Annotated in this window: 15 protein-coding genes; 12 read left to right on the forward strand and 3 right to left on the reverse strand. The window is 77.1% G+C overall.

Annotation, left to right across the window (positions count from 1 at the left end; translation table 11 throughout):
- Positions 1-6 precede the first annotated feature (6 nt).
- Positions 7-1,728, reverse strand: a complete 1,722-nt coding sequence (locus tag ACI784_RS17425) for an RIO1 family regulatory kinase/ATPase domain-containing protein (RefSeq protein ID WP_457014304.1) — start codon at positions 1,726-1,728, stop codon at positions 7-9.
- Between the two features lie 180 nt (positions 1,729-1,908).
- Here ACI784_RS17425 and ACI784_RS17430 point away from each other — a divergent pair, with 180 nt between their 5' ends.
- The 10 genes from ACI784_RS17430 to ACI784_RS17475 all read left to right on the forward strand — a co-directional run bounded on the left by ACI784_RS17430 (position 1,909) and on the right by ACI784_RS17475 (position 11,605).
- Complete coding sequence (locus ACI784_RS17430; RefSeq protein ID WP_457014305.1) at positions 1,909-2,568, forward strand: DUF998 domain-containing protein; 660 nt, start codon at positions 1,909-1,911, stop codon at positions 2,566-2,568.
- Positions 2,569-2,695: 127 nt separating this feature from the next.
- Positions 2,696-2,911, forward strand: coding sequence for a PLDc N-terminal domain-containing protein (locus ACI784_RS17435; RefSeq protein WP_457014306.1), 216 nt, complete (start codon positions 2,696-2,698; stop codon positions 2,909-2,911).
- Between the two features lie 47 nt (positions 2,912-2,958).
- On the forward strand, positions 2,959-3,963 hold the full coding sequence (locus ACI784_RS17440; protein WP_457014307.1) for a lysylphosphatidylglycerol synthase transmembrane domain-containing protein: 1,005 nt from the start codon (positions 2,959-2,961) through the stop codon (positions 3,961-3,963).
- A 116-nt stretch (positions 3,964-4,079) separates the two neighbouring features.
- On the forward strand, positions 4,080-4,985 hold the full coding sequence (locus ACI784_RS17445) for a polysaccharide deacetylase family protein (RefSeq protein WP_457014308.1): 906 nt from the start codon (positions 4,080-4,082) through the stop codon (positions 4,983-4,985).
- Positions 4,986-4,989: 4 nt separating this feature from the next.
- Positions 4,990-7,593 (forward strand): cation-translocating P-type ATPase, encoded by a 2,604-nt coding sequence (locus ACI784_RS17450; protein WP_457014309.1) that lies wholly within the window; start codon positions 4,990-4,992, stop codon positions 7,591-7,593.
- 52 nt (positions 7,594-7,645) lie between these two features.
- Positions 7,646-8,206, forward strand: a complete 561-nt coding sequence (locus tag ACI784_RS17455) for a flavodoxin domain-containing protein (RefSeq protein WP_457014310.1) — start codon at positions 7,646-7,648, stop codon at positions 8,204-8,206.
- A gap of 115 nt (positions 8,207-8,321) precedes the next feature.
- A complete protein-coding gene (locus ACI784_RS17460) occupies positions 8,322-9,323 on the forward strand; it encodes an Acg family FMN-binding oxidoreductase (RefSeq protein WP_457014311.1) in 1,002 nt (333 codons plus the stop codon).
- A 2-nt stretch (positions 9,324-9,325) separates the two neighbouring features.
- Complete coding sequence (locus ACI784_RS17465) at positions 9,326-9,664, forward strand: DUF1876 domain-containing protein (protein WP_457014312.1); 339 nt, start codon at positions 9,326-9,328, stop codon at positions 9,662-9,664.
- A gap of 34 nt (positions 9,665-9,698) precedes the next feature.
- The gene (locus tag ACI784_RS17470; RefSeq protein WP_457014313.1) at positions 9,699-10,583 is read left to right on the forward strand and encodes a universal stress protein; all 885 of its coding nucleotides are present in this window, start codon (positions 9,699-9,701) and stop codon (positions 10,581-10,583) included.
- 125 nt (positions 10,584-10,708) lie between these two features.
- Positions 10,709-11,605, forward strand: a complete 897-nt coding sequence (locus ACI784_RS17475) for an AMIN-like domain-containing (lipo)protein (RefSeq protein ID WP_457014314.1) — start codon at positions 10,709-10,711, stop codon at positions 11,603-11,605.
- 81 nt (positions 11,606-11,686) lie between these two features.
- Here the strand turns inward: ACI784_RS17475 and ACI784_RS17480 are convergent, their stop codons facing one another.
- Positions 11,687-12,676: a universal stress protein gene (locus ACI784_RS17480; protein ID WP_457014315.1), complete on the reverse strand. Its 990-nt coding sequence runs from the start codon at positions 12,674-12,676 to the stop codon at positions 11,687-11,689.
- A gap of 296 nt (positions 12,677-12,972) precedes the next feature.
- Here ACI784_RS17480 and ACI784_RS17485 point away from each other — a divergent pair, with 296 nt between their 5' ends.
- On the forward strand, positions 12,973-15,567 hold the full coding sequence (locus tag ACI784_RS17485) for a PEP/pyruvate-binding domain-containing protein (RefSeq protein WP_457014316.1): 2,595 nt from the start codon (positions 12,973-12,975) through the stop codon (positions 15,565-15,567).
- Positions 15,568-15,677: 110 nt separating this feature from the next.
- Positions 15,678-16,172 (forward strand): universal stress protein, encoded by a 495-nt coding sequence (locus tag ACI784_RS17490; RefSeq protein ID WP_457014317.1) that lies wholly within the window; start codon positions 15,678-15,680, stop codon positions 16,170-16,172.
- A 22-nt stretch (positions 16,173-16,194) separates the two neighbouring features.
- On the opposite strand, the gene ACI784_RS17495 is transcribed toward ACI784_RS17490, so the two are convergent.
- Positions 16,195-17,721, reverse strand: coding sequence for a carboxylesterase/lipase family protein (locus tag ACI784_RS17495; RefSeq protein WP_457014318.1), 1,527 nt, complete (start codon positions 17,719-17,721; stop codon positions 16,195-16,197).
- Positions 17,722-17,723: the final 2 nt, after the last annotated feature.

A 17,723-nucleotide genomic window follows, 5' to 3' on the forward strand; every position in this document is an offset into this window, starting at 1 on the left:
GTCGGACTACAGGAGCCCACCGGCCCGCAGGTTGACCGCGAGGAGGACGGCGGTCAGCGCGGCGCCGCCGACGGTGGCCACCGCCAGGAGGACCCGGCGCAGGCTCCACCGCTGCACCCGGACCCGCGGCCACGGCGGCAGCAGGGACCGGAACTCCTCCAGCAGGTCCCCGTCGGCCTCGGCCAGCCGGCGGGCCAGCTGGCGCGGGATGGTCAGCGAGCTGGTGGCGGCGAAGGCCTCGGCCAGCTCCTCCGGGCCGAAGAACGCCAGCGCCCGCTCCGTGACCCGCCGGGGCCCGGCGACCAGGGCCAGGGTGAGCATCATGTTGGCGAGGTCGGCGGCCTGCCGCCAGCGCGACGGGCGGAGTTCGCCGAAGGAGACGTCGACGAGGTGGACGCGCCCGTCGTGGGCCAGCACGTTGGAGGGCTTGACGTCGCGGTGCGCCGCGCCCGCCGCCCACAGCCGGCGGACCTGCCGCAGGGCGTCGTCGATCACCGTGTCGTCCACCCCGGAGTCGAGGACCTCGACCGCCTCGGGGACGAGCTCGGTCACGAGGAGGTACTCGCGGCCGGGCACCACCTCGACCACGCCCAGCGGCTCGGGCACCCGCACGCCGCCGTCCCGCAGCAGGCGCAGCATGTAGTCCTCGTGCTCGACCAGGCGGCGGACGGAGGCGAACGGCGCCTCGTCCTCCAGCCGGCCGTACCGGAGCACCCGGGCCCACTTGTACCAGCGGTCCGAGCGCAGGTGCGTGGTCGCGTAGAGCTTGCCGAACAGGTGCTCCGGCGGCCCGCTCGCCAGCCGCAACCGGCACGGCGTGGAGCCCGCGGACCCGTCGAGCCGGTACGGGCGGATCTCGGTCACCTCGATGCCCAGCTGGTCCCGGACCGCGGTGAGGATCTTGTCCGTGCGCTCCTCGTCGAGCCGCAGGTGCGCCTTTCCCGTCCGGTGCCAGGTGACCGGGAAGACCGGCTCCGGAGCGAAGACCTGGAAGGCCAGCGCCGCCGCGCTGCACCCAAGGACGGCGCTGGCGACGGCGGTGCTCACGGTGTCGAGCCCCAGTGCCACCCGGTCCACGACGAGCGTGCCGACGCCGAGGGCGACGACCGCCCACCCCCAGCGCCGCACGCGGCCCGAGGGCGTCAGCGCGACGAGGCTCCCCGTGGCGACGGTGGCCAGGACCACGACCGGCCACGCCGGCAGGCTCAGCTCCGCCGGTGAACCGGTCACACCCTCCCGGACCACGCGCACCAGCCGCGCGTCGCCCCCCGCCATCACGGCCGTCGTCGCCACCAGCGAGACGGTGACGACGTAGACCAGCAGGTGCCGCCACCGGGCGGTCCACGCCAGCAGCAGCACGGTCGGCACCCACAGCACGCGGTACCCCAGCGCCGCACCCAGCCTGCCCAGGTCCGCGGCCCACTCCGGGCCCGACCCGGTGGGCGCGAGGAACTCCCGCACGGCCCGGTCGAACCCCGGCAGCCCACCGGTCCGCCCCGCCCAGGCGACCAGCAGGCCGGCAGAGACGGCCAGGGCTCCGGCACAGACCCACACGCCGCGGGCGACCTGCCATCGGGGGTCGTGGTCCCGGCCCGACGGCCGGCGGCGCTCCGCGCCGGCCGGCCAGGGCGGCCGCCGGCTACCGGTGACCGGCACGCGCGGCCGCTCCGTCCCACCGCCCCCGCCGGACGACCGGAGCCCCTCGCCCACCGACCCGTCGCTGGTCACCGCGCCATGCTCTCCCTTCCCGCCACTGCGGTCCCCGTTCGCGCGGCACGGCACACCGGGCCCAAGGTCCCCCACCCGGGGTCCCCGGCCCGCCCGCACCGGGGCCTCCGGCACCTCGCCGCCGGCCGGCCGCGCGGACACCGTGAGCAGGGACAGGGACCGGTCCCGACGGGAGAGCCCATGACCACCACCCGCACGCCCGACCGCACGACGCCTCGCACCCGCGAACGGAGTGCCGCCGGACTGCTGCTGATCGCCGCGGGCGCCGGCGTGCTGCTGGCCGTCATCACCGCTGAGGCGCTGTACCCCGCGGACTACCGCAGCAGCGTCAACACCGTCAGCGACCTCGCCGCGATGCGGCCGGACGACGTCGTCCGCCAGCCGTCGGCGGCCATCTTCAACGTCACGATGATCGTGGCCGGGCTCGCGATCGCCACCGCCACCGGGCTGCTCGCCCGGGCCGGCGCCCGCCTCTCCGCCGTCCTCCCGCTGGGCGGCCTGGCCCTGGGGATGGTCGGCGTCGGGGTGTTCCCCGGCAACACGTACATGGCCGTCCACCAGGTCGTGTCGCTGCTGGCCTTCCTCAGCGGCGGCCTCGCGGCGGTCCTGGCCGCCCGGTTGGTCGCCACGCCCCTGCGCCCGGTCCTGCGCCTGCTGGGCGCGGTCGCGCTCGGGTTCCTCGTGGGCTACCAGCTGTTCGGGGAGCTGCCGGTGTTCGCGTCCCTCGGTGAGGGAGGCGTGGAGCGCTGGATCGTCTACCCCGTCACGCTGGCCCTGGTCGTCCTGGGCAGCGGGCTGGCCGGCGGGCAGCCGGCCCCGGCGCCGGCCCTCGACCGATGACGCTGGTGGAACGGGCCCGCGCCCGTGCTCGCACGGGCGCGGGGTGTGCCGGCCCACCCGGGGCCCTGCCGGTCGGTGCGCGCGTACGGCACGCTGCTCGCCCACCCCACCGACGGAGGGAGCCGCCATGGCACAGCGACGGTGGCGCGACCTGAGCGGCGGGCAGCGCGCCGCGGTGCTGGCGCTCGGAGCGGTCCAGCTCGCGCTGGCCGTCACTGCCTGGAGGGACCTGGCCCGCCGCTCTCCCGCCGAGGTCGCCGGGCGAAAGGGTGTCTGGGCGGCGGTCATCGCGGTCGACTGGGTGGGCCCGCTGGCCTGGTTCCGCTGGGGCCGGCGGCGCTGAGCCGCGCCGGCTGCACCCGGGCCGCGCGGAGGTGGTTGCGTGGACCGGTGGCCCGGACCGTCCTGGCCCTCGCCGTGGTCCTCGCGGTCTTCGCCGGGGTGCTGCCGCGGATGGCCGACTACTCCGCGGCGTGGGACCTGGTCCGCGGCATGACGGCCACAGGGACCGTGGTCGTGGCCGGGACCGCTCTGGTCAACCTGTTCTCCTACGCCCCGCTGTGGATGGCGGCCATGCCGGGGCTCACGCTCCCGCGGGCGGTGCTGTCCGACCAGGCGTCCACCGCGGTCGCCAACACGGTGCCGATCGGCTTCGCGGTCGGCGTCGGAACGAACGTCGCGATCTTCCACTCCTTCGGCTTCTCCGCCGGTGAGATCACCCGCGGGGTCGCCCTGACCGGGGTGTGGAACAACCTGGTCAAGCTCGGGATGCCGGCCCTCGCGCTGGCCGGGGTGGCCCTGGTCGGCGACGTCGGCACCGGGCTGGGGCTGGCCGCCCTGGCCGGCAGCGCGGTGCTCCTCGCCGGCGTCGCGGCCCTGGTGCTGGTGGTCGGCAACCGTGCGGCCGCGGCCGTGCTGGCCTCCGCGGCCGAACGGCTCTCCGGCCGGGTGGCCCGCGCCCTGCGACGGCCGCCGCCGTCGGGGTGGGTGGCGGCCACCGAGCGGTTCCGCCTCGAGTCCCGGGACCTGGTCCGCGCCCGCTGGCCGCACCTGACCGCCGCGGCGGTGGTCAGCCACGGCGCGCTGTTCCTCGTCCTGCTGGCCTGCCTGCGGACGGTAGACCGGCAAGGCGCGGACGTTCCCTGGCTCGTGGTCCTCGCGGTCTTCTCGATCACCCGGCTGGTCACGATCGTGCCGATCACGCCGGGAGCGATGGGCGTGGCCGAGCTCAGCTACGTCGCCGGGCTGACCGCCGTCGGCGTGGGCGCTCCGGCCGCGACGGGCACGGTGCTGCTGTTCCGCTTCCTCACCTGGTTCCTCCCCATCCCGCTCGGCGCGGCGATGTGGCTGCTGTGGTCCCGCGGCGTGGGGAGCGCTGCCCGGGCGGCCCGATGACGCCGATCGGGCCGCGGGCCCGGCCCGTGGTGGGCGCGCCGCCCGAGCCGTTGGTCCCGCCGCTCGGAGCCGTGCGCCACTGACCGATCCCGCGTGCCGGGTCTGGGGTGGAGGGCATGCGGGTTCCGGCACGACGGCGGTGGTGGTGGGCGGTTGCCGGGGCGGTCCTCGCCGCGGTGGCCGTCCTCGTCGGCGTGCTCGTCGCCGGCGGCGGGGGCGGCGGACGTGACGCCACCATCCCCCAGGCCACCGGGACGACGTCCTCCGGGCCCGCCACGAGCGCGACGCCCTCCACCCCCGGACCGGCCGACACGGCTGTCCCGGCCGCCACACCGTCCTCGCGCACGGCGACCACGGCCCCATCCACCACCGCACCGGCCGGGGTGCCCCCGGAGCTTCGCGGCCAAGACCTGACGGTCCTGCCGACCTCGCGCCGGGTGGTCGCCCTCACCTTCGACGCCGGCGCGAACTCCGCCGCGCTGACCCGCATCCTGGCGACCCTGGACGACGAGGGCGTGCCCGCCACGTTCTTCCTCACCGGCCAGTGGGCCGCGGCCAACCCCTCGGGGGTGGCCGCCATCCGCTCCGGCGGGCACCGCATCGGCAACCACTCGATGACCCACCCCCACTTCCCCGGCCTGTCCGACGACGCCATCCGCGATCAGTTGAGCAGCGCCGAGCGGGCGATCGCGGCCGGCGGGGCCGACCCCCGGCCGCTGTTCCGGTTCCCGTTCGGCGACCGCGACGCCCGCACCGTCGCCGCGGTGAACGACGGCGGCTACGTCCCCGTCCGCTGGACGGTGGACACCCTCGGGTGGCAGGGCACCAGCGGTGGGCGCAGCGCGCAGGAGGTCACCGACCGGGTCGTGGGCGCGCTGCAGCCCGGCGAGATCGTCCTCATGCACGTCGGCTCCAACCCCGACGACGGCTCCACCCTCGACGCCGACGCGCTGCCGTCGACGATCGCCCGCACGCGGGACGCCGGGTACGGGTTCGTGACCCTCGACGCGCTGTTCGGGTGAGCCGGTGACCGCCGAGACGACGAGGACCGTCCCGGCCGACGCACCCCGCGGCCTGACCTCCGGCGAGGCCGCGGACCGCAGACCCGCGGGCGGCAACCGTCTGCCGGTCGAGCAGGCACCCAGCCCGCTGCGGCTCCTCCTGGCGCAGCTGGTCCACTTCTTCGCCCTCCTCCTGTGGGGCGCGGCCGTCCTCGCCTTCATCGGCGGCATGCCGCAGCTGGCGGTCGCGATCGCGGTGGTCGTCCTGCTCAACGGCGCCTTCGCCTTCGCGCAGGAGTACCGCGCCGACCGGGCGGCCGAGGCCCTGCGCGACCTGGTGCCCCACCGGGTCACGGTGGTGCGGGACGGCCTGCGCCAGGAGATCGACGCCGTCGACCTGGTGCCCGGTGACCTCGTCGTCCTGGAGGCCGGCGACCGCATCGCCGCCGACCTCCACCTCACCGAGGTGCACGGCCTCCGGGTGGACGAGGCGTCCCTGACCGGGGAGAGCCAGCCGGTCGGCAAGGACGCGGGCGACCCGGCGTCGGCGGGCTGCTTCGTCGTCGAGGGCGAGGCCCGGGCGACCGTCGAGGCGATCGGCGGGGACACCCGGCTGGCCTCGATCGCCACCATGACCCGGTCGACCGCCCGCGCCAAGACGCCCCTGGCCCGGGAGCTGGACCGCGTGGTGCGGATCGTGACCGTCGTCGCCGTCGGCCTCGGTGTGGTCTGTTTCGGCGCCGGCCTGCTCATCGGGCTGCCGGCCGGCGACGGCTTCCTGTTCGCCGTCGGCGTCACCGTCGCGCTGGTGCCCGAGGGCCTGCTGCCGACCGTCACGCTGTCCCTGGCGCGCAGCGCCCAGCTGCTGGCCGGGAGCCAGGCCCTGGTCCGGCGGCTGGAATCGGTCGAGACCCTCGGGTCCACCACGTTCATCTGCACCGACAAGACCGGCACCCTCACCCAGAACCGCATGGCGGTCGTGGCGGTCTGGACGCCGCACGGTGACGTGACCGTCCGCGGTGAAGGGTACGAGCCCCGTGCCGGGCTGACCGGGGAACCCGCTGCCGTCGACGCCGCCCGGGAGCTGGCCCGGACTGCGGTGCTCTGCTCCACGGGGCGGATCCGGGAGGTCGACGGCAGCTGGACGGCGGTCGGCGACCCGATGGAGGCCGCCCTCGACGCGCTGGCCCGGCGCACCGGCGCCCCCGGGCTCGACGCCGCCGACCGGGCGGGCACGCGACGCTTCCCGTTCGACCCCCGGCGCCGCCGCATGTCGGTGCTGGTGGGCGGCGTCCTGCACGTCAAGGGTGCGCCGGACTCGGTGCTGGCTCGCTGCGCCGGCAGCTCACCGGAGGCCCGGCGGGCCGCCGAGGCCCTGGCGGCGAGGGGGCTCCGGGTGCTCGCCGTGGCGCGTCGGGAGGTCGCGGCACCGGCCGACGCCGACGACGCCGAGCGCGACCTGACCCTGCTGGGCGTCGTCGGGCTCGAGGACCCGCCGCGGGAAGGCGTCGACGCGGCGCTGGCCGCCTGCCGCCGGGCCGGCATCCGGGTCGCCATGGTGACCGGGGACTCCGGGGCCACGGCCCGCGTCATCGCCCGGGAGATCGGCCTGGCCGGGGACGACGCCCTGGTCCTCGAGGGCCGCGACCTGCCGCGAGACCCCCGCGAGCTCGGCGCGCTGCTGGACCGGGACGGCGTCGTGGTGTGCCGCGTGGCGCCGGAGGACAAGCTGCGCATCGCCGAGGCCCTGCGCGGCCGCGGGCACGTGGTGGCCATGACCGGGGACGGGGTCAACGACGGCCCGGCGCTGCGCGCGGCCGACATCGGCGTGGCCATGGGCAGGAGCGGCACCGACGTCGCCCGCCAGGCCGCGGACCTCGTCCTGCTCGACGACCACTTCGCCACGATCGTCACGGCCGTGCGACAGGGGCGGACCACGTTCGCCAACATCCGCCGGTTCCTCACCTACCACCTGACCGACAACGTGGCCGAGCTGACCCCGTTCGTCGTCTTCAGCGTCACCGCCGGCGGGATCCCGCTCGCGCTGGGCGTGCTGCAGGTGCTGGCCCTCGACATCGCCACCGACATGCTCCCCGCACTGGCACTGGGGGCCGAGCCCGCGTCGGCCCGGGTCCTCGACGGCCCGCCGCCGCGCCGCCGGCTCATCGACCGCGCCATCCTCCGGCGGGCCTTCGGGATGTTCGGCCCCGTGGAGGCGACGGTGTCGATGGCCGCCTTCCTGACCGTGCTGCTGGGCTCCGGGTGGTCCTACGGCGAGCCCGTGTCGGCGCAGGTGCTGGCCACGGCATCGGGAGCGGCCTTCACCGCCGTCGTGCTGGGCCAGCTCGCCACCGCCTTCGCCTGCCGGAGCACCAGCAGGCCGCCGTGGCGGCTGCGGGGACGGCCCAACCACCTGCTGCGATGGGCGGTCGGCGTCGAGCTGCTGGTGCTCGTCGCGGTGCTCGCCGTCCCCCCGCTGGCCGATCTCCTGGGCCAGCGTCCACCCTCGCTGCCCGGCCTCGTGGTCGCCGTCTGCGCCATCCCCGCCGTGCTGGGTGCGGACGCCGCGGACAAGGCCCTGCGCCGGCGGGGCGGGGCCGGCGCGGCGGCGACGTCCGGCCCGTCCTGACCGGGCCGTCCGCCCCTCGTCCCCGTCCGAGCCGAACGGCCAGCGTGGTCGCATGACGACTCCACGCGTGCTGGTCGGGTACGCCACCGCCGCCGGCTCCACCCGGGGCATCGCCGAGCGGATCGCCGCGGGGCTCACCGACGTCGCCGACGTCACCGTCGTTCCCGTGGGTCCGGACGTCGACCCGGCGGGGTTCGACGCGTTCGTGATCGGCAGCGCGGTGCACGACATGGCCTGGCTGCCGGCCGCCGCCGATTTCCTCCGCCGGGGCCGCGCCGTGCTCGGGGAGCGGCCGTTCTGGTGCTTCAGCGTGGCCGGCGTGGCGCCGTCCGGGCCGCTCAGCCGCGCGCTCGTCGGCTCGGAGGTCCGGCGGATCGGCGCGACGTTCCCCTCGGGCCTGGTCCCCCGCGACCACCGGGTCTTCGGCGGCATCGTCGTCCTCCAGGGGATGCCGCTGTGGGGCCGGCTCTTCTGGCGTGCCGTCGGCGGCCGTCCCGGCGACCACCGGGACTGGCCCGCCGTCGACCGCTGGGCCGGCGAGGTCGCCGCGGCCCTGCGCGGGCTGCACCGCGACCGGACGGCGGCCGGCCCCGTGCGGCCGCCCGCGGTCTGACCCGTGGGGTCGAGGGGCCCGGTACCGGGGGACCTCGGCCACTCCCCACCCGGGAGACGCCGGCGGAGGCTCGGTCCGACACCGCACCGGACCGAACCCGCCCCGAGGAGCGACCGTGCTCACCGCGCACCTGGACCGCACCACCGCCTCCGCCGTCGTCGCCCTCGCCAACCGCGCCCCCTCCGTGCACAACTCCCAGCCGTGGCGGTGGCGGATCGGCCCGTCCTCCATCCACCTGTTCGCCGACCCGGCCCGGGCCCTGCCGGCCACCGATCCCGAGGGCCGCGACCTGCGGATCAGCTGCGGGGCGGCCTTGCACCACCTCCGGGTCGCGCTGCTGGCGGCGGGCCTGGGCGCGCGGGTGCACCGGCTGCCCGACCCGGCGCACCCGGACCACCTGGCCGCCGTGGAGACCACCGCCCCGGCCCGGCCGACGCCGGACGACCTGGCCCTGGCCCGCGCGATCGAGATCCGCCGCAGCGACCGCCGGGTGTTCTCCACCTGGCCGGTGCCGGTCGAGTTCACCGCCGATCTGGTCCGGACCGCCGCCGAGGAGGGCGCCGCCCTGCACGTCCTCGAGCGCGAGACGGAGCGGTGGAGCGTGCGGCGTCTGATCGAGCACGCGGCGGTGGAGCAGGCCCTCACACCCGGGCTGGGTCAGGAGACGGCCGAGTGGACCGGCCGCAGCCGCTCCGCCCGTGAGGGCGTCCCGGCGGGGAACGTCCCGGTCGGGCCGGACGGGACGGTCCCGATGCGGCACTTCGCCGGAGGTGAGCAGCCGCAGAGCGAGCTGGGCACCGGGGAGTCCGACGGGACGGTGCTGGCGGTGCTCGCCACCGCCACCGACGAGCCGGTCGACCAGCTGCGCGCCGGGGAGGCGCTCAGCGCCGTGCTGCTCACCGCCACGCGGTCCGGGCTGGCCACCGACCCCGTCAGCCAGCCGCTGGAGGTGCCCGCGACCCGCGCGGAGCTGCGCCGGGTCTGCCTGGGCGGCGAGGGTGCGCCCCAAGTCCTCCTGCGGCTGGGCTGGGCCCCCGTCAGCGCCGACCCGGTCCCCCCGACCGGCCGGCGTCCCGTCGACGACACCATCGACGCCTTCGACGCGCCGTGGGCGTGAACGTGGCGCCGCTCCGCGGTGACGCGGCGGCACCGACCACCGACAACCGGGACCGGGCACGGGAGGACGAGGTGGACGAGGCCACGACGTGGACCGTCACCATCGAGATCGACGAGCACGACGGGCACACCCGCGCGGTGGCGCGACTGCGCATCCGGGACACCGACCGGCTGACCGGCGTCGGGCTCGCCCGGCTGGACCCGGCCGACCGCGACGTGCCCGAGATCGGCGACGAGATCGCCGTGGCCCGGGCGCTGTCGGACCTGAGCCACCGGCTGCTCCAGACCGCCACCGAGGACGTCGAGCAGTCCACGGGCACACCTGCCCACCTCACGTTGTGAGGATCCGCGACAGCGACTCCCCTGGGAGGTCCACGTGAGCGTTCCCCGCACCGGTCCGCAGGCCGCCGGCCGCATCGCCGTCGGGGTCGACGGGTCCCCCTCGTCCGAGGACGCGCTGCGCTGGGCCGCGGAGCAGGCCCGGCTGACCGGCCAGGAGCTGCACGCCGTCACCGCCTGGGGACTCCCGCTGCCGTACGACGCGCCCGTCACCGGCGAGGTGGACTGGTCCGGAGACGCCGCGGCGGCCCTGGAGAAGTCGCTGGCGACCGTCCTCGGCGCCGCCGACGCGCCGCGGGTCGTCCGCCACGTGCAGGAGGGCCACCCCGCCGGGGTGCTGGTCGACGCCGCCCGCGACGCCGACCTGCTCGTCGTGGGCTCCCGGGGACACGGCCGCCTCCCCGGGCTGCTGCTCGGTTCGGTGAGCCAGCACGTCGTCGCCCACGCCACCTGTCCCGTGGTCGTCGTCCACGGGCACCGCGCCCCGACCGGTCTGGTCATCGTCGGCGTGGACGGGTCGCCGGAGTCCGAGCAGGCGTTGCGGTGGGCGGCCCGGCAGTCCCTCGCCTCGGGGGTGCACGTCCGCGCGGTCACCGCGTGGCACGTCCCCGTCCTCTCGGGCCTCACGGCGGGCACGGAGCCGGACTGGGCGGCGCACAGCGCGCACACCCTGGCCACGACCGTCGCCGACGCACTCGGCGGGGCAGGCGGCATGCGGGTCGAGCAGGACGTCGTGGAGGACGACCCGGCGGTCGCACTGCTCCGCGCCGCGGAGGGCGCCGACCTGCTGGTGGTCGGCCGGCGCGGCCACGGCGGCTTCCCCGGCATGCGGCTGGGATCGGTCAGCCGGCACGTGGCGACGCACGCCTCCTGCCCCGTCGTGGTCCACCCCGGCGTGCCCCAGGGGCAGCCCACGCGCTGAGCCCACCGTCCCGTGCCGGGTGCCGTCCCGAGGTCCCGGCGGCACGGGCCGTCGGCCCCTGCCCCTCCCGGGCGCGCGGCGGGACCGTGGACACGTCTCGTCGGGGGAACTCTCGGAGGTGTGCCATGAGAGGACGACGGCGACTCGGCCTGCTGCTGGCGGGTGTGCTCGCCCTGACCACGACCACTACCGCGGTCGGGGCCGCCACGGCGTCGACCACGGCATCGACCGTCCCGGTGCTGGTCGGCATCCGGGCGGCGCACCACCCGACCTTCGACCGCATCGTGTTCGACTTCGACGGAGGGCTGCCGGCCACCCGCGAGGCCGGCTACGTCCCCGAGCTGATCGGGGACCCCTCCGGCCTGCCCGTGCCCGTCGCGGGGCGCGCCATCCTGCAGGTGCGCTTCCAGCAGGCCGACGCCCACGACGCCGGGGGCAACGCCACGGCGCCGGACCGGGTCGCCTTCGCGCTGCCCAACATCGTCACCGCGGTCCGGTCCGGGGACTTCGAGGCGGTCACCACCTACGGCATCGGCCTGGCCAGCCGGCAGCCGTTCCGGCTGTCCACCCTGACCGACCCCGACCGGGTCGTGATCGACGTCGACGCCGGGTTCACCACCGTGCAGCGGCAGGTGTACTTCCTCGACGCCGACAGGTTCGCGACCGGCGAGGAACCCTACTTCGTGCCGGTCCTGCGACCGGTGCTGCCCCGCACGCCGGCCACCGGGGTCATGGACCGGCTCTTCGCCGGGCCGACCCCGGCCGAGGCCGCCCGCGGCCTGCAGTTCCTCGCCTCGGAGGCCACCGGGTTCACCGGCCTCGCCATCAGCCAGCGGATCGCCCGGGTGCAGCTGACCGGCGGCTGCAGCAGCGGCGGCTCCACCGCGACGATCGCCGGCGAGATCTTTCCGACGCTGCGGCAGTTCGACACCGTGGACTTCGTGAAGATCTACGGCCCCGACGGCCGCACGGAGCAGCCGACCGGGTCCGTGGACTCCATCCCCGAGTGCCTGGAGCCGTGAGCCCGCTGCCCCTCCCCGGAGCCGCCCGGCTCCGGGGAGGGGCACCTCAGGCCCGTGACCCGAGGCCCGGGAGCCGGCGGGTCAGCCTCCGGCCGCAACGGTCGCCGGTGACTCCGGGACGGCGGCCCGGGCCGGCTCCGGACGGACGACGAGGACCGGGCACCGGGCGCGGACCGCGCAGTGCAGCGCGACCGAGCCGAGGACGATCCCGGCCAGCCGGCTGCGGCTGCGGCTGCCGACGACCAGCAACGAGGCACCCGCGGACCGCTGCACGAGCACGTCGCCGGGCGCACCGGTGTCGGCCACGACCTGCACCCGCGGACCGGACACGGTGCCCAGCACGTCCCGCACGATGGCCTCCGCGCGCAGCCGCGCCTCCTCCAGCTGCTCGTCCTCGGGAGGCGGGCGGACGATGGCGGCGTCGCTCCAGTACAGGACCGGCTGGCACACCGCGACCGCCTCCACCGCGGCGCCGAGTCCTGCCGCCTCCTCCACAGCACGGGCGAGGGCGGCGCGCGACACGGGCGAGTCGTCGATGCCGACGACCACGCGCGGCTGGACCGGTCCGGGCGCGGAGTGCACCACGACCACCGGGCAGGGTGCGTGCGTGGTGCAGTGCAGGGCCACCGAGCCCAGCAGGGCGCTGCGGACCGCGCCGCGCCCCCGGCTGCCCACGACGAGCAGCCGAGCGCCGGGAGCCCGCTCGACGAGCTGCTCGGCCGGGGCACCGGCCACGATCGTGAAGTCCACCGGCACCGCCGACACGCCCGGTTCCGCGGCCGCGACCGGGTCCCCGATCGCCTCGGCGACGAACGCGCGGGTGCGGGTCTCGGCGTGGGACCGCAGGACCTCGAGGCGGTCGGGTCCCACCAGGAGCGGATCGGTCCAGTAGGACGCCACCGGGAAGGCGCTCACCACGTCCAGTCGGGCCCCGGAGCGGGCGGCGGCGCGGACCGCCCACACCACCGCGGCCCGGGCACCCGGGGACCCGTCGACCCCGACGACGATGCGCCCGTCCGCCGGTCCGCCCGGCCGGTCGCTCGCCGGACCGGTCGTCGCCTCACTGGTCACCGCCACCACCTCGTTCCCGCGGGGTCCGTCCCGGACAGGTCGAGCCTCGGGCGCCGCGCCCCCCGGGGACCGTGGCCGACGTCACCAGGCGCGTGGACCTTCGTCCCGGCCGACGCCGGCTCCGGGACCGGAGGTCCACGGGCGCCGGGGCCGTAGGGCACTTCACCAGCGCATCGGGCACCGGTGACCGTGGTGCCACGTCCGCGAGAGGAGGCCCCGGTGGCCAGCAGCGTGCAGCGACGGGGTCCCACCCGGGTCCCCGTCCGGCCGCGTTGACGCGCCCCGGATCGCGTCGCGTGCCCACCGCGTCCGCCCCGGGACCGACGGTCGCCCCGCCGGAGGTCGTCACCTGGCTGGACGACCCGCGAGCGGCGGAGCCGGCTCGGGCCGGCGGCAAGGGGGCCGGCCTCGCCCGGCTCCGGCGGTCCGGACTACCGGTGCCCGACGGTTTCGTCGTCGAGGCCGGCGCGTACCGCCGGTTCCTCGCCGCGTCCGGTCTCGCCCCGCTCGTCGACCGGCTCACCGCGGGGCTCGACCCGGGCGACGCCGACGGGCTGGCCGACGCGTCGGCCCGGCTGCGGGCGGCCTTCGAGGCCGCACCCGTGCCCGGCGAGCTCGCCGACCCGATCGTCGCGGCCTGGCAGCGGCTCGGCGCGCCGGCGGTCGCGGTCCGCTCCTCGGCCACCACGGAGGACCTCCCCGAGGCCAGCTCCGCCGGCCAGCAGGACACCCTGCTCGGGATCTCCGGGGCCGAGCAGGTGGTGGCTGCCGTCCGGCGCTGCTGGTCGTCGCTGTGGACGGCGCGGGCGCTGGCCTACCGCGCCCGGCACGGCACGCCGCAGCCCGACGTGGCCGCGGCGGTCGTCGTCCAGCGGATGGTGGACGCCGACGTCGCCGGGGTGCTGTTCACCGCCGACCCGGTCACCGGGCGCCGCGACCACGTGGTCGTGGAGGCCGTCCGCGGACTCGGGGACGCCCTGGTCAGCGGGCGGGTGACGCCGCAGCGATGGGTCCTGGACGCCCGCACGCGCGCCGTCCTGGGCGGGCCCGACGCCGGGGCCCGTCCGTACCTGGACGGCGGGCACCTGCGCGAGCTCGCCGCGCTCGGGCTGCGCGCCGCCGCGCAGTCCGGCACGCCGCAGGACCTGGAGTGGGCCGTCGCCGGTGGGCGCTGCTGGCTGCTGCAGTCCCGGCCGATCACCTCCCTGTTCCCGCTGCCGTCCGGGCCGCCGGCCGGCCCGGGACTGCGGGTGTACATCCCCCTCACCCTGGCCGCGCAGGGCATCACCGAGCCCATGACGCCCGCGGGCGGCCACCTGTTCGCCACGCTGGCCGCCGCCGCGACGTCCCGGTGGGCGGGCGGACCGCGCGGGCCGCAGGGCGCGGCGGGGTCGGTGTCGACGGCGGCCGGCCGCCTCTTCTACGACATGACCCCCCTGCTGGCCGCGCCGCGCCTGGGCCGGACCCTGGCCGACCGGATGGCCCTGAAGGACCCGGCCACCGCCGCGATCCTGCGCGAGTGGCTGGACCGCGAGGGACACCGGCTCGTCCGCTCCCGCGACGCGCCCCTCCCGGCGGGCCTGGCGCTGGCGCTGCTCCGCGCGGTGCCCGGGCTCGTCGCGGCCGCCGCCGACCCGGCGCGCGCCCGCCGGCGGCTGCTGACCCGCGCGGAGGTCCAGGTCCGCCGGCTGCACGACGAGACCGCGGCCCTCACCACACCGCGGGCGCAGGTCGAGTTCGTCCTGTCGACCGCGCCGCGGCGCGCGGTCGACGTGGTCTGGGCGCAGCTGCCGCCCTTGTACCTGGGGCTGCTGGCCGGTGCGCTGGCCGCCCGGCTGTGCGAGCGGTGGCTGGGCTCCGCGACCGGGTTGGAGCCGGTGCGCCGCTGGCTGCCCCACGACCCCACGCTCGCCATGGGCACCGCGCTCGCCCGGCTGGCGCAGGCCTGCGCGGCGACCGGCGGCGAACCGTCGGCGACGATGCCGGGCATGGCGGAGTTCCTGGCCACCTTCGGACACCGGGCGCCGGACCGGGAGATCGACCTGGGGCTGCCGCGCTTCACCGACGACCCGTCCTACGTGGTGCAACTGGTCCGCGGCTACCTCGCGGCCGGGGACCCGGCGGCGTTGCTGACCCGGCAGCGGCGCGGCGCCGCGGAGGCCGACCGTGCCGCCCGCGACCTGGTCGCCGCCGTCCGCCGCACCCGGGGCCGGCGGCACGCCCTGGTCCTGCGCGCGGTGCTGAGCCGTTACCGGGCCCTCGGCGGGCTGCGCGAGCGCCCGAAGTTCGACCTGGTCCGGGTGCTCGCCGTGGCCCGGGGCGTGCTCCAGCAGGTCGGCGCGGCCCTCGTCGCGGCGGAGCGCCTGCACGACGCCGACGACGTGTTCTTCCTCGACCCGGCCGACCTGCGCGCCGCGGTGTCGGGAACCGCCACCGACCTGTCCGAGCGCGCGGACCACCGCCGCCGGGAGTACCGGCGCGAGCTCGGCCGCCGGGCCGTGCCGCGGATCCTGACCAGCGAGGGGGAGGTGGTCTACGGCCCGGCCGCGCTCCCGGAGGACCTCCCCGGGACCCTGCGCGGCACCGCGGTGTCACCCGGGGTGCACGAGGGCGCCGCGCGGGTCCTCGACTCCCCGGTGGGCGCCGCCCTGGCCCCGGGTGAGGTGCTCGTCGCGGCCAGCACCGACCCGGGGTGGACACCGCTGTTCCAGCTCGCCGGCGCCCTGGTGATGGAGGTCGGCGGGGTGGTCTCCCACGGGGCGATCGTGGCGCGCGAGTACGGCATCCCCGCCGTCGCCACGGTGCCGGACGCGACCCGGCGGCTGCGCACCGGCCAGCGGGTCCGCGTGGACGGCGGCGCCGGCACGGTCACCGTCCTGGACGGTTCCTGAGCCTCTTCCGGGGACAGGGACCCGGCGGGTCGCGACCAACGGCACTGCCCCGGCACGCCCGGACCCGGACAGGGTGGGAGCCGTCCCCGGACACAGCGCAGGAGGACCCCATGGGCGACCGCCGGCACCGCAGCAGGATCGTCGTGGGCGTGGACGGTTCCCCCTCCTCCCGGCAGGCGCTGCGGTGGGCGGCCCGGCAGGCCGAGCTCACCGGCGCGGAGCTGCACGCGGTCACGGCGTGGCGCCTGCCCACGACGTACGGCTGGATCCCGCCGATCGCGGACCACGACTGGGCGGGCGAGGCCCGCGCCGTCCAGGCCCACGCCATCGCGGAGACGCTCGACGGCACCCAGGCCGAGCGGGTGCGGCGGGACGTCGTCGAAGGCCACCCGGCCCGCGCGCTCGTCCGCTGCGCGGCCGGTGCCGACCTGCTGGTCGTCGGCAGCCGCGGGCACGGCGGGTTCTCCGGCATGGTGCTCGGCTCGGTGGCCCAGCACGTGGTCACCCAGGCGCCCTGCCCCGTTCTCGTCGTCCGGGAGACCGCAGCCGCCGAGGACGCCCCCCGGGCGGGCGTGGCCGCCACCGCAGGACGGACGCCGTCCTGACCGCGACCACGCGGCAGGGACGTCAGCGCACGCCGGCCCACAGGCCGCGTTCCCGGGCGTACGGGTCGTCCACGACCCGGGGGCTGGTGTCCAGACGCATCACCGCCCGGCGGGCCAGGTCGTAGCGCGGCCAGCCCGGATCACCGGTCGTCGCGAAGGAGACCCACGCGCCGTGCACGAGGTCGGCGAGCTCCTGCGGCGGGTGCTCGCCCAGCGCCCCGCCGAGCATCTGGCGGCGGCCCGGGTCGAGGGTGTCGAAGACGAAGGGGATCTCCAGGCCGTGACACGCGCCCAGGCGCCCACCGAACGCAGGTGAGCGCCAGGCGAACTCATAGGCGTACGTGGCCGCCGGGGCGGGGGCGTGCGCGTCGGCCAGCCGGAGCGCCGGTACACGGATCCACCAGTCGGTCAGCACCGCGGCCAGCAGGTCACCGGGGCTGGCCCCGGGGTGGGCGGCGCGGTAGGCGGGCAGGGCCGTGTCGGCCGGCAGCCCGAAGGCGGCGAGGCTCTGGGAGCCGTACACCTCCACCGGCCCGGTGAGCACCTCGTCGGTGATCCGGTCGATGGCGCCGCTGAGGACCTGGAACAGCCGCCATTCGTCGGAGTTCGTGCCGACCATGACGTCCACGCCCGCCGCGGCGCCCGCAGCGATCCGCTCGATCGGGGGCGCGGGGACGACGTCGCCGTCGACGACCGGGTGGAACGGCATGGTGCTCGCCACCACCTCCGTGCCCCAGCGCGCCGGGTCAGGCGCCGTCACCACCTCGGCGTCCACCTGCGCCTGGGCCTCCAGCAACCGCTCGACGGGCACCTCCGCGATCACCTTCCGGTCGGCCGGGACGCCGAGCACCTCGGCCAGGCGCGCGCCGATCCGGGCGGCCTCGACCGGTGGGATCACGTGGTGGGCCGCTCCGCTCTGCAGCACCGCCCGCCGGAACAGGCCCTCGGCCCGCGGCATGCCCAGCAGGATCCCGATCGACATCGCCCCGGCGGACTCGCCGAACAGGGTCACCCGCTCCGGGTCCCCACCGAAGGCGGCGATGTTCTCGCGCACCCAGGCGAGGGCGGCGACGTGGTCGAGCAGGCCCAGGTTCGCGCCGTCGTCCCCCTCCCCGAGGTAGAGGAAGCCGTCCGCGCCGGTGCGCCAGTTGATGGTCACGCAGACCACGCCGTCGCGGGCGAAGCGGCTGCCGTCGTAGCTGCCGCCGGAGGAGTAGTGGAACGAGCCGCCGGGGCTCCACACCACCACCGGCAGCCCGCCGGCACCGGGGTCGGGGGTTAACACGTTGAGGTTCAGGCAGTCGTCCCCCGGCACGGCGGGGTCGTAGATCATCCCCGTGGGGTCGTCCCCGGGGAGCTTCGGCTGCGGCGGCTCCGGCCCGATCGTCGTGGCGTCCCGCACACCGGTCCACGCCTCGACCGGCTGCGGCGGCCGCAGCCGGTTCGCGCCGACGGGGGGCGCCGCGTACGGGAGGCCCAGGAAGGCGCACCCACTCTCCGTGGGAGTGCCGCGGACCAGGCCGTGCCGTGTCCGGACGATCGTGGCCATGG

It is taken from the genome of Geodermatophilus sp. SYSU D01186, assembly GCF_054050215.1.

Excerpts from the sequence above, each read along its gene's own strand:
- ACI784_RS17475 (WP_457014314.1), top strand. The coding sequence starts at position 10,709 with ATGAGAGGACGACGGCGACTCGGCCTGCTGCTGGCGGGTGTGCTCGCC.
- ACI784_RS17455 (WP_457014310.1), top strand. The coding sequence starts at position 7,646 with ATGACGACTCCACGCGTGCTGGTCGGGTACGCCACCGCCGCCGGCTCC.
- ACI784_RS17495 (WP_457014318.1), bottom strand. The coding sequence starts at position 17,721 with ATGGCCACGATCGTCCGGACACGGCACGGCCTGGTCCGCGGCACTCCC.
- ACI784_RS17490 (WP_457014317.1), top strand. The coding sequence starts at position 15,678 with ATGGGCGACCGCCGGCACCGCAGCAGGATCGTCGTGGGCGTGGACGGT.
- ACI784_RS17445 (WP_457014308.1), top strand. The coding sequence starts at position 4,080 with ATGCGGGTTCCGGCACGACGGCGGTGGTGGTGGGCGGTTGCCGGGGCG.
- ACI784_RS17430 (WP_457014305.1), top strand. The coding sequence starts at position 1,909 with ATGACCACCACCCGCACGCCCGACCGCACGACGCCTCGCACCCGCGAA.
- ACI784_RS17435 (WP_457014306.1), top strand. The coding sequence starts at position 2,696 with ATGGCACAGCGACGGTGGCGCGACCTGAGCGGCGGGCAGCGCGCCGCG.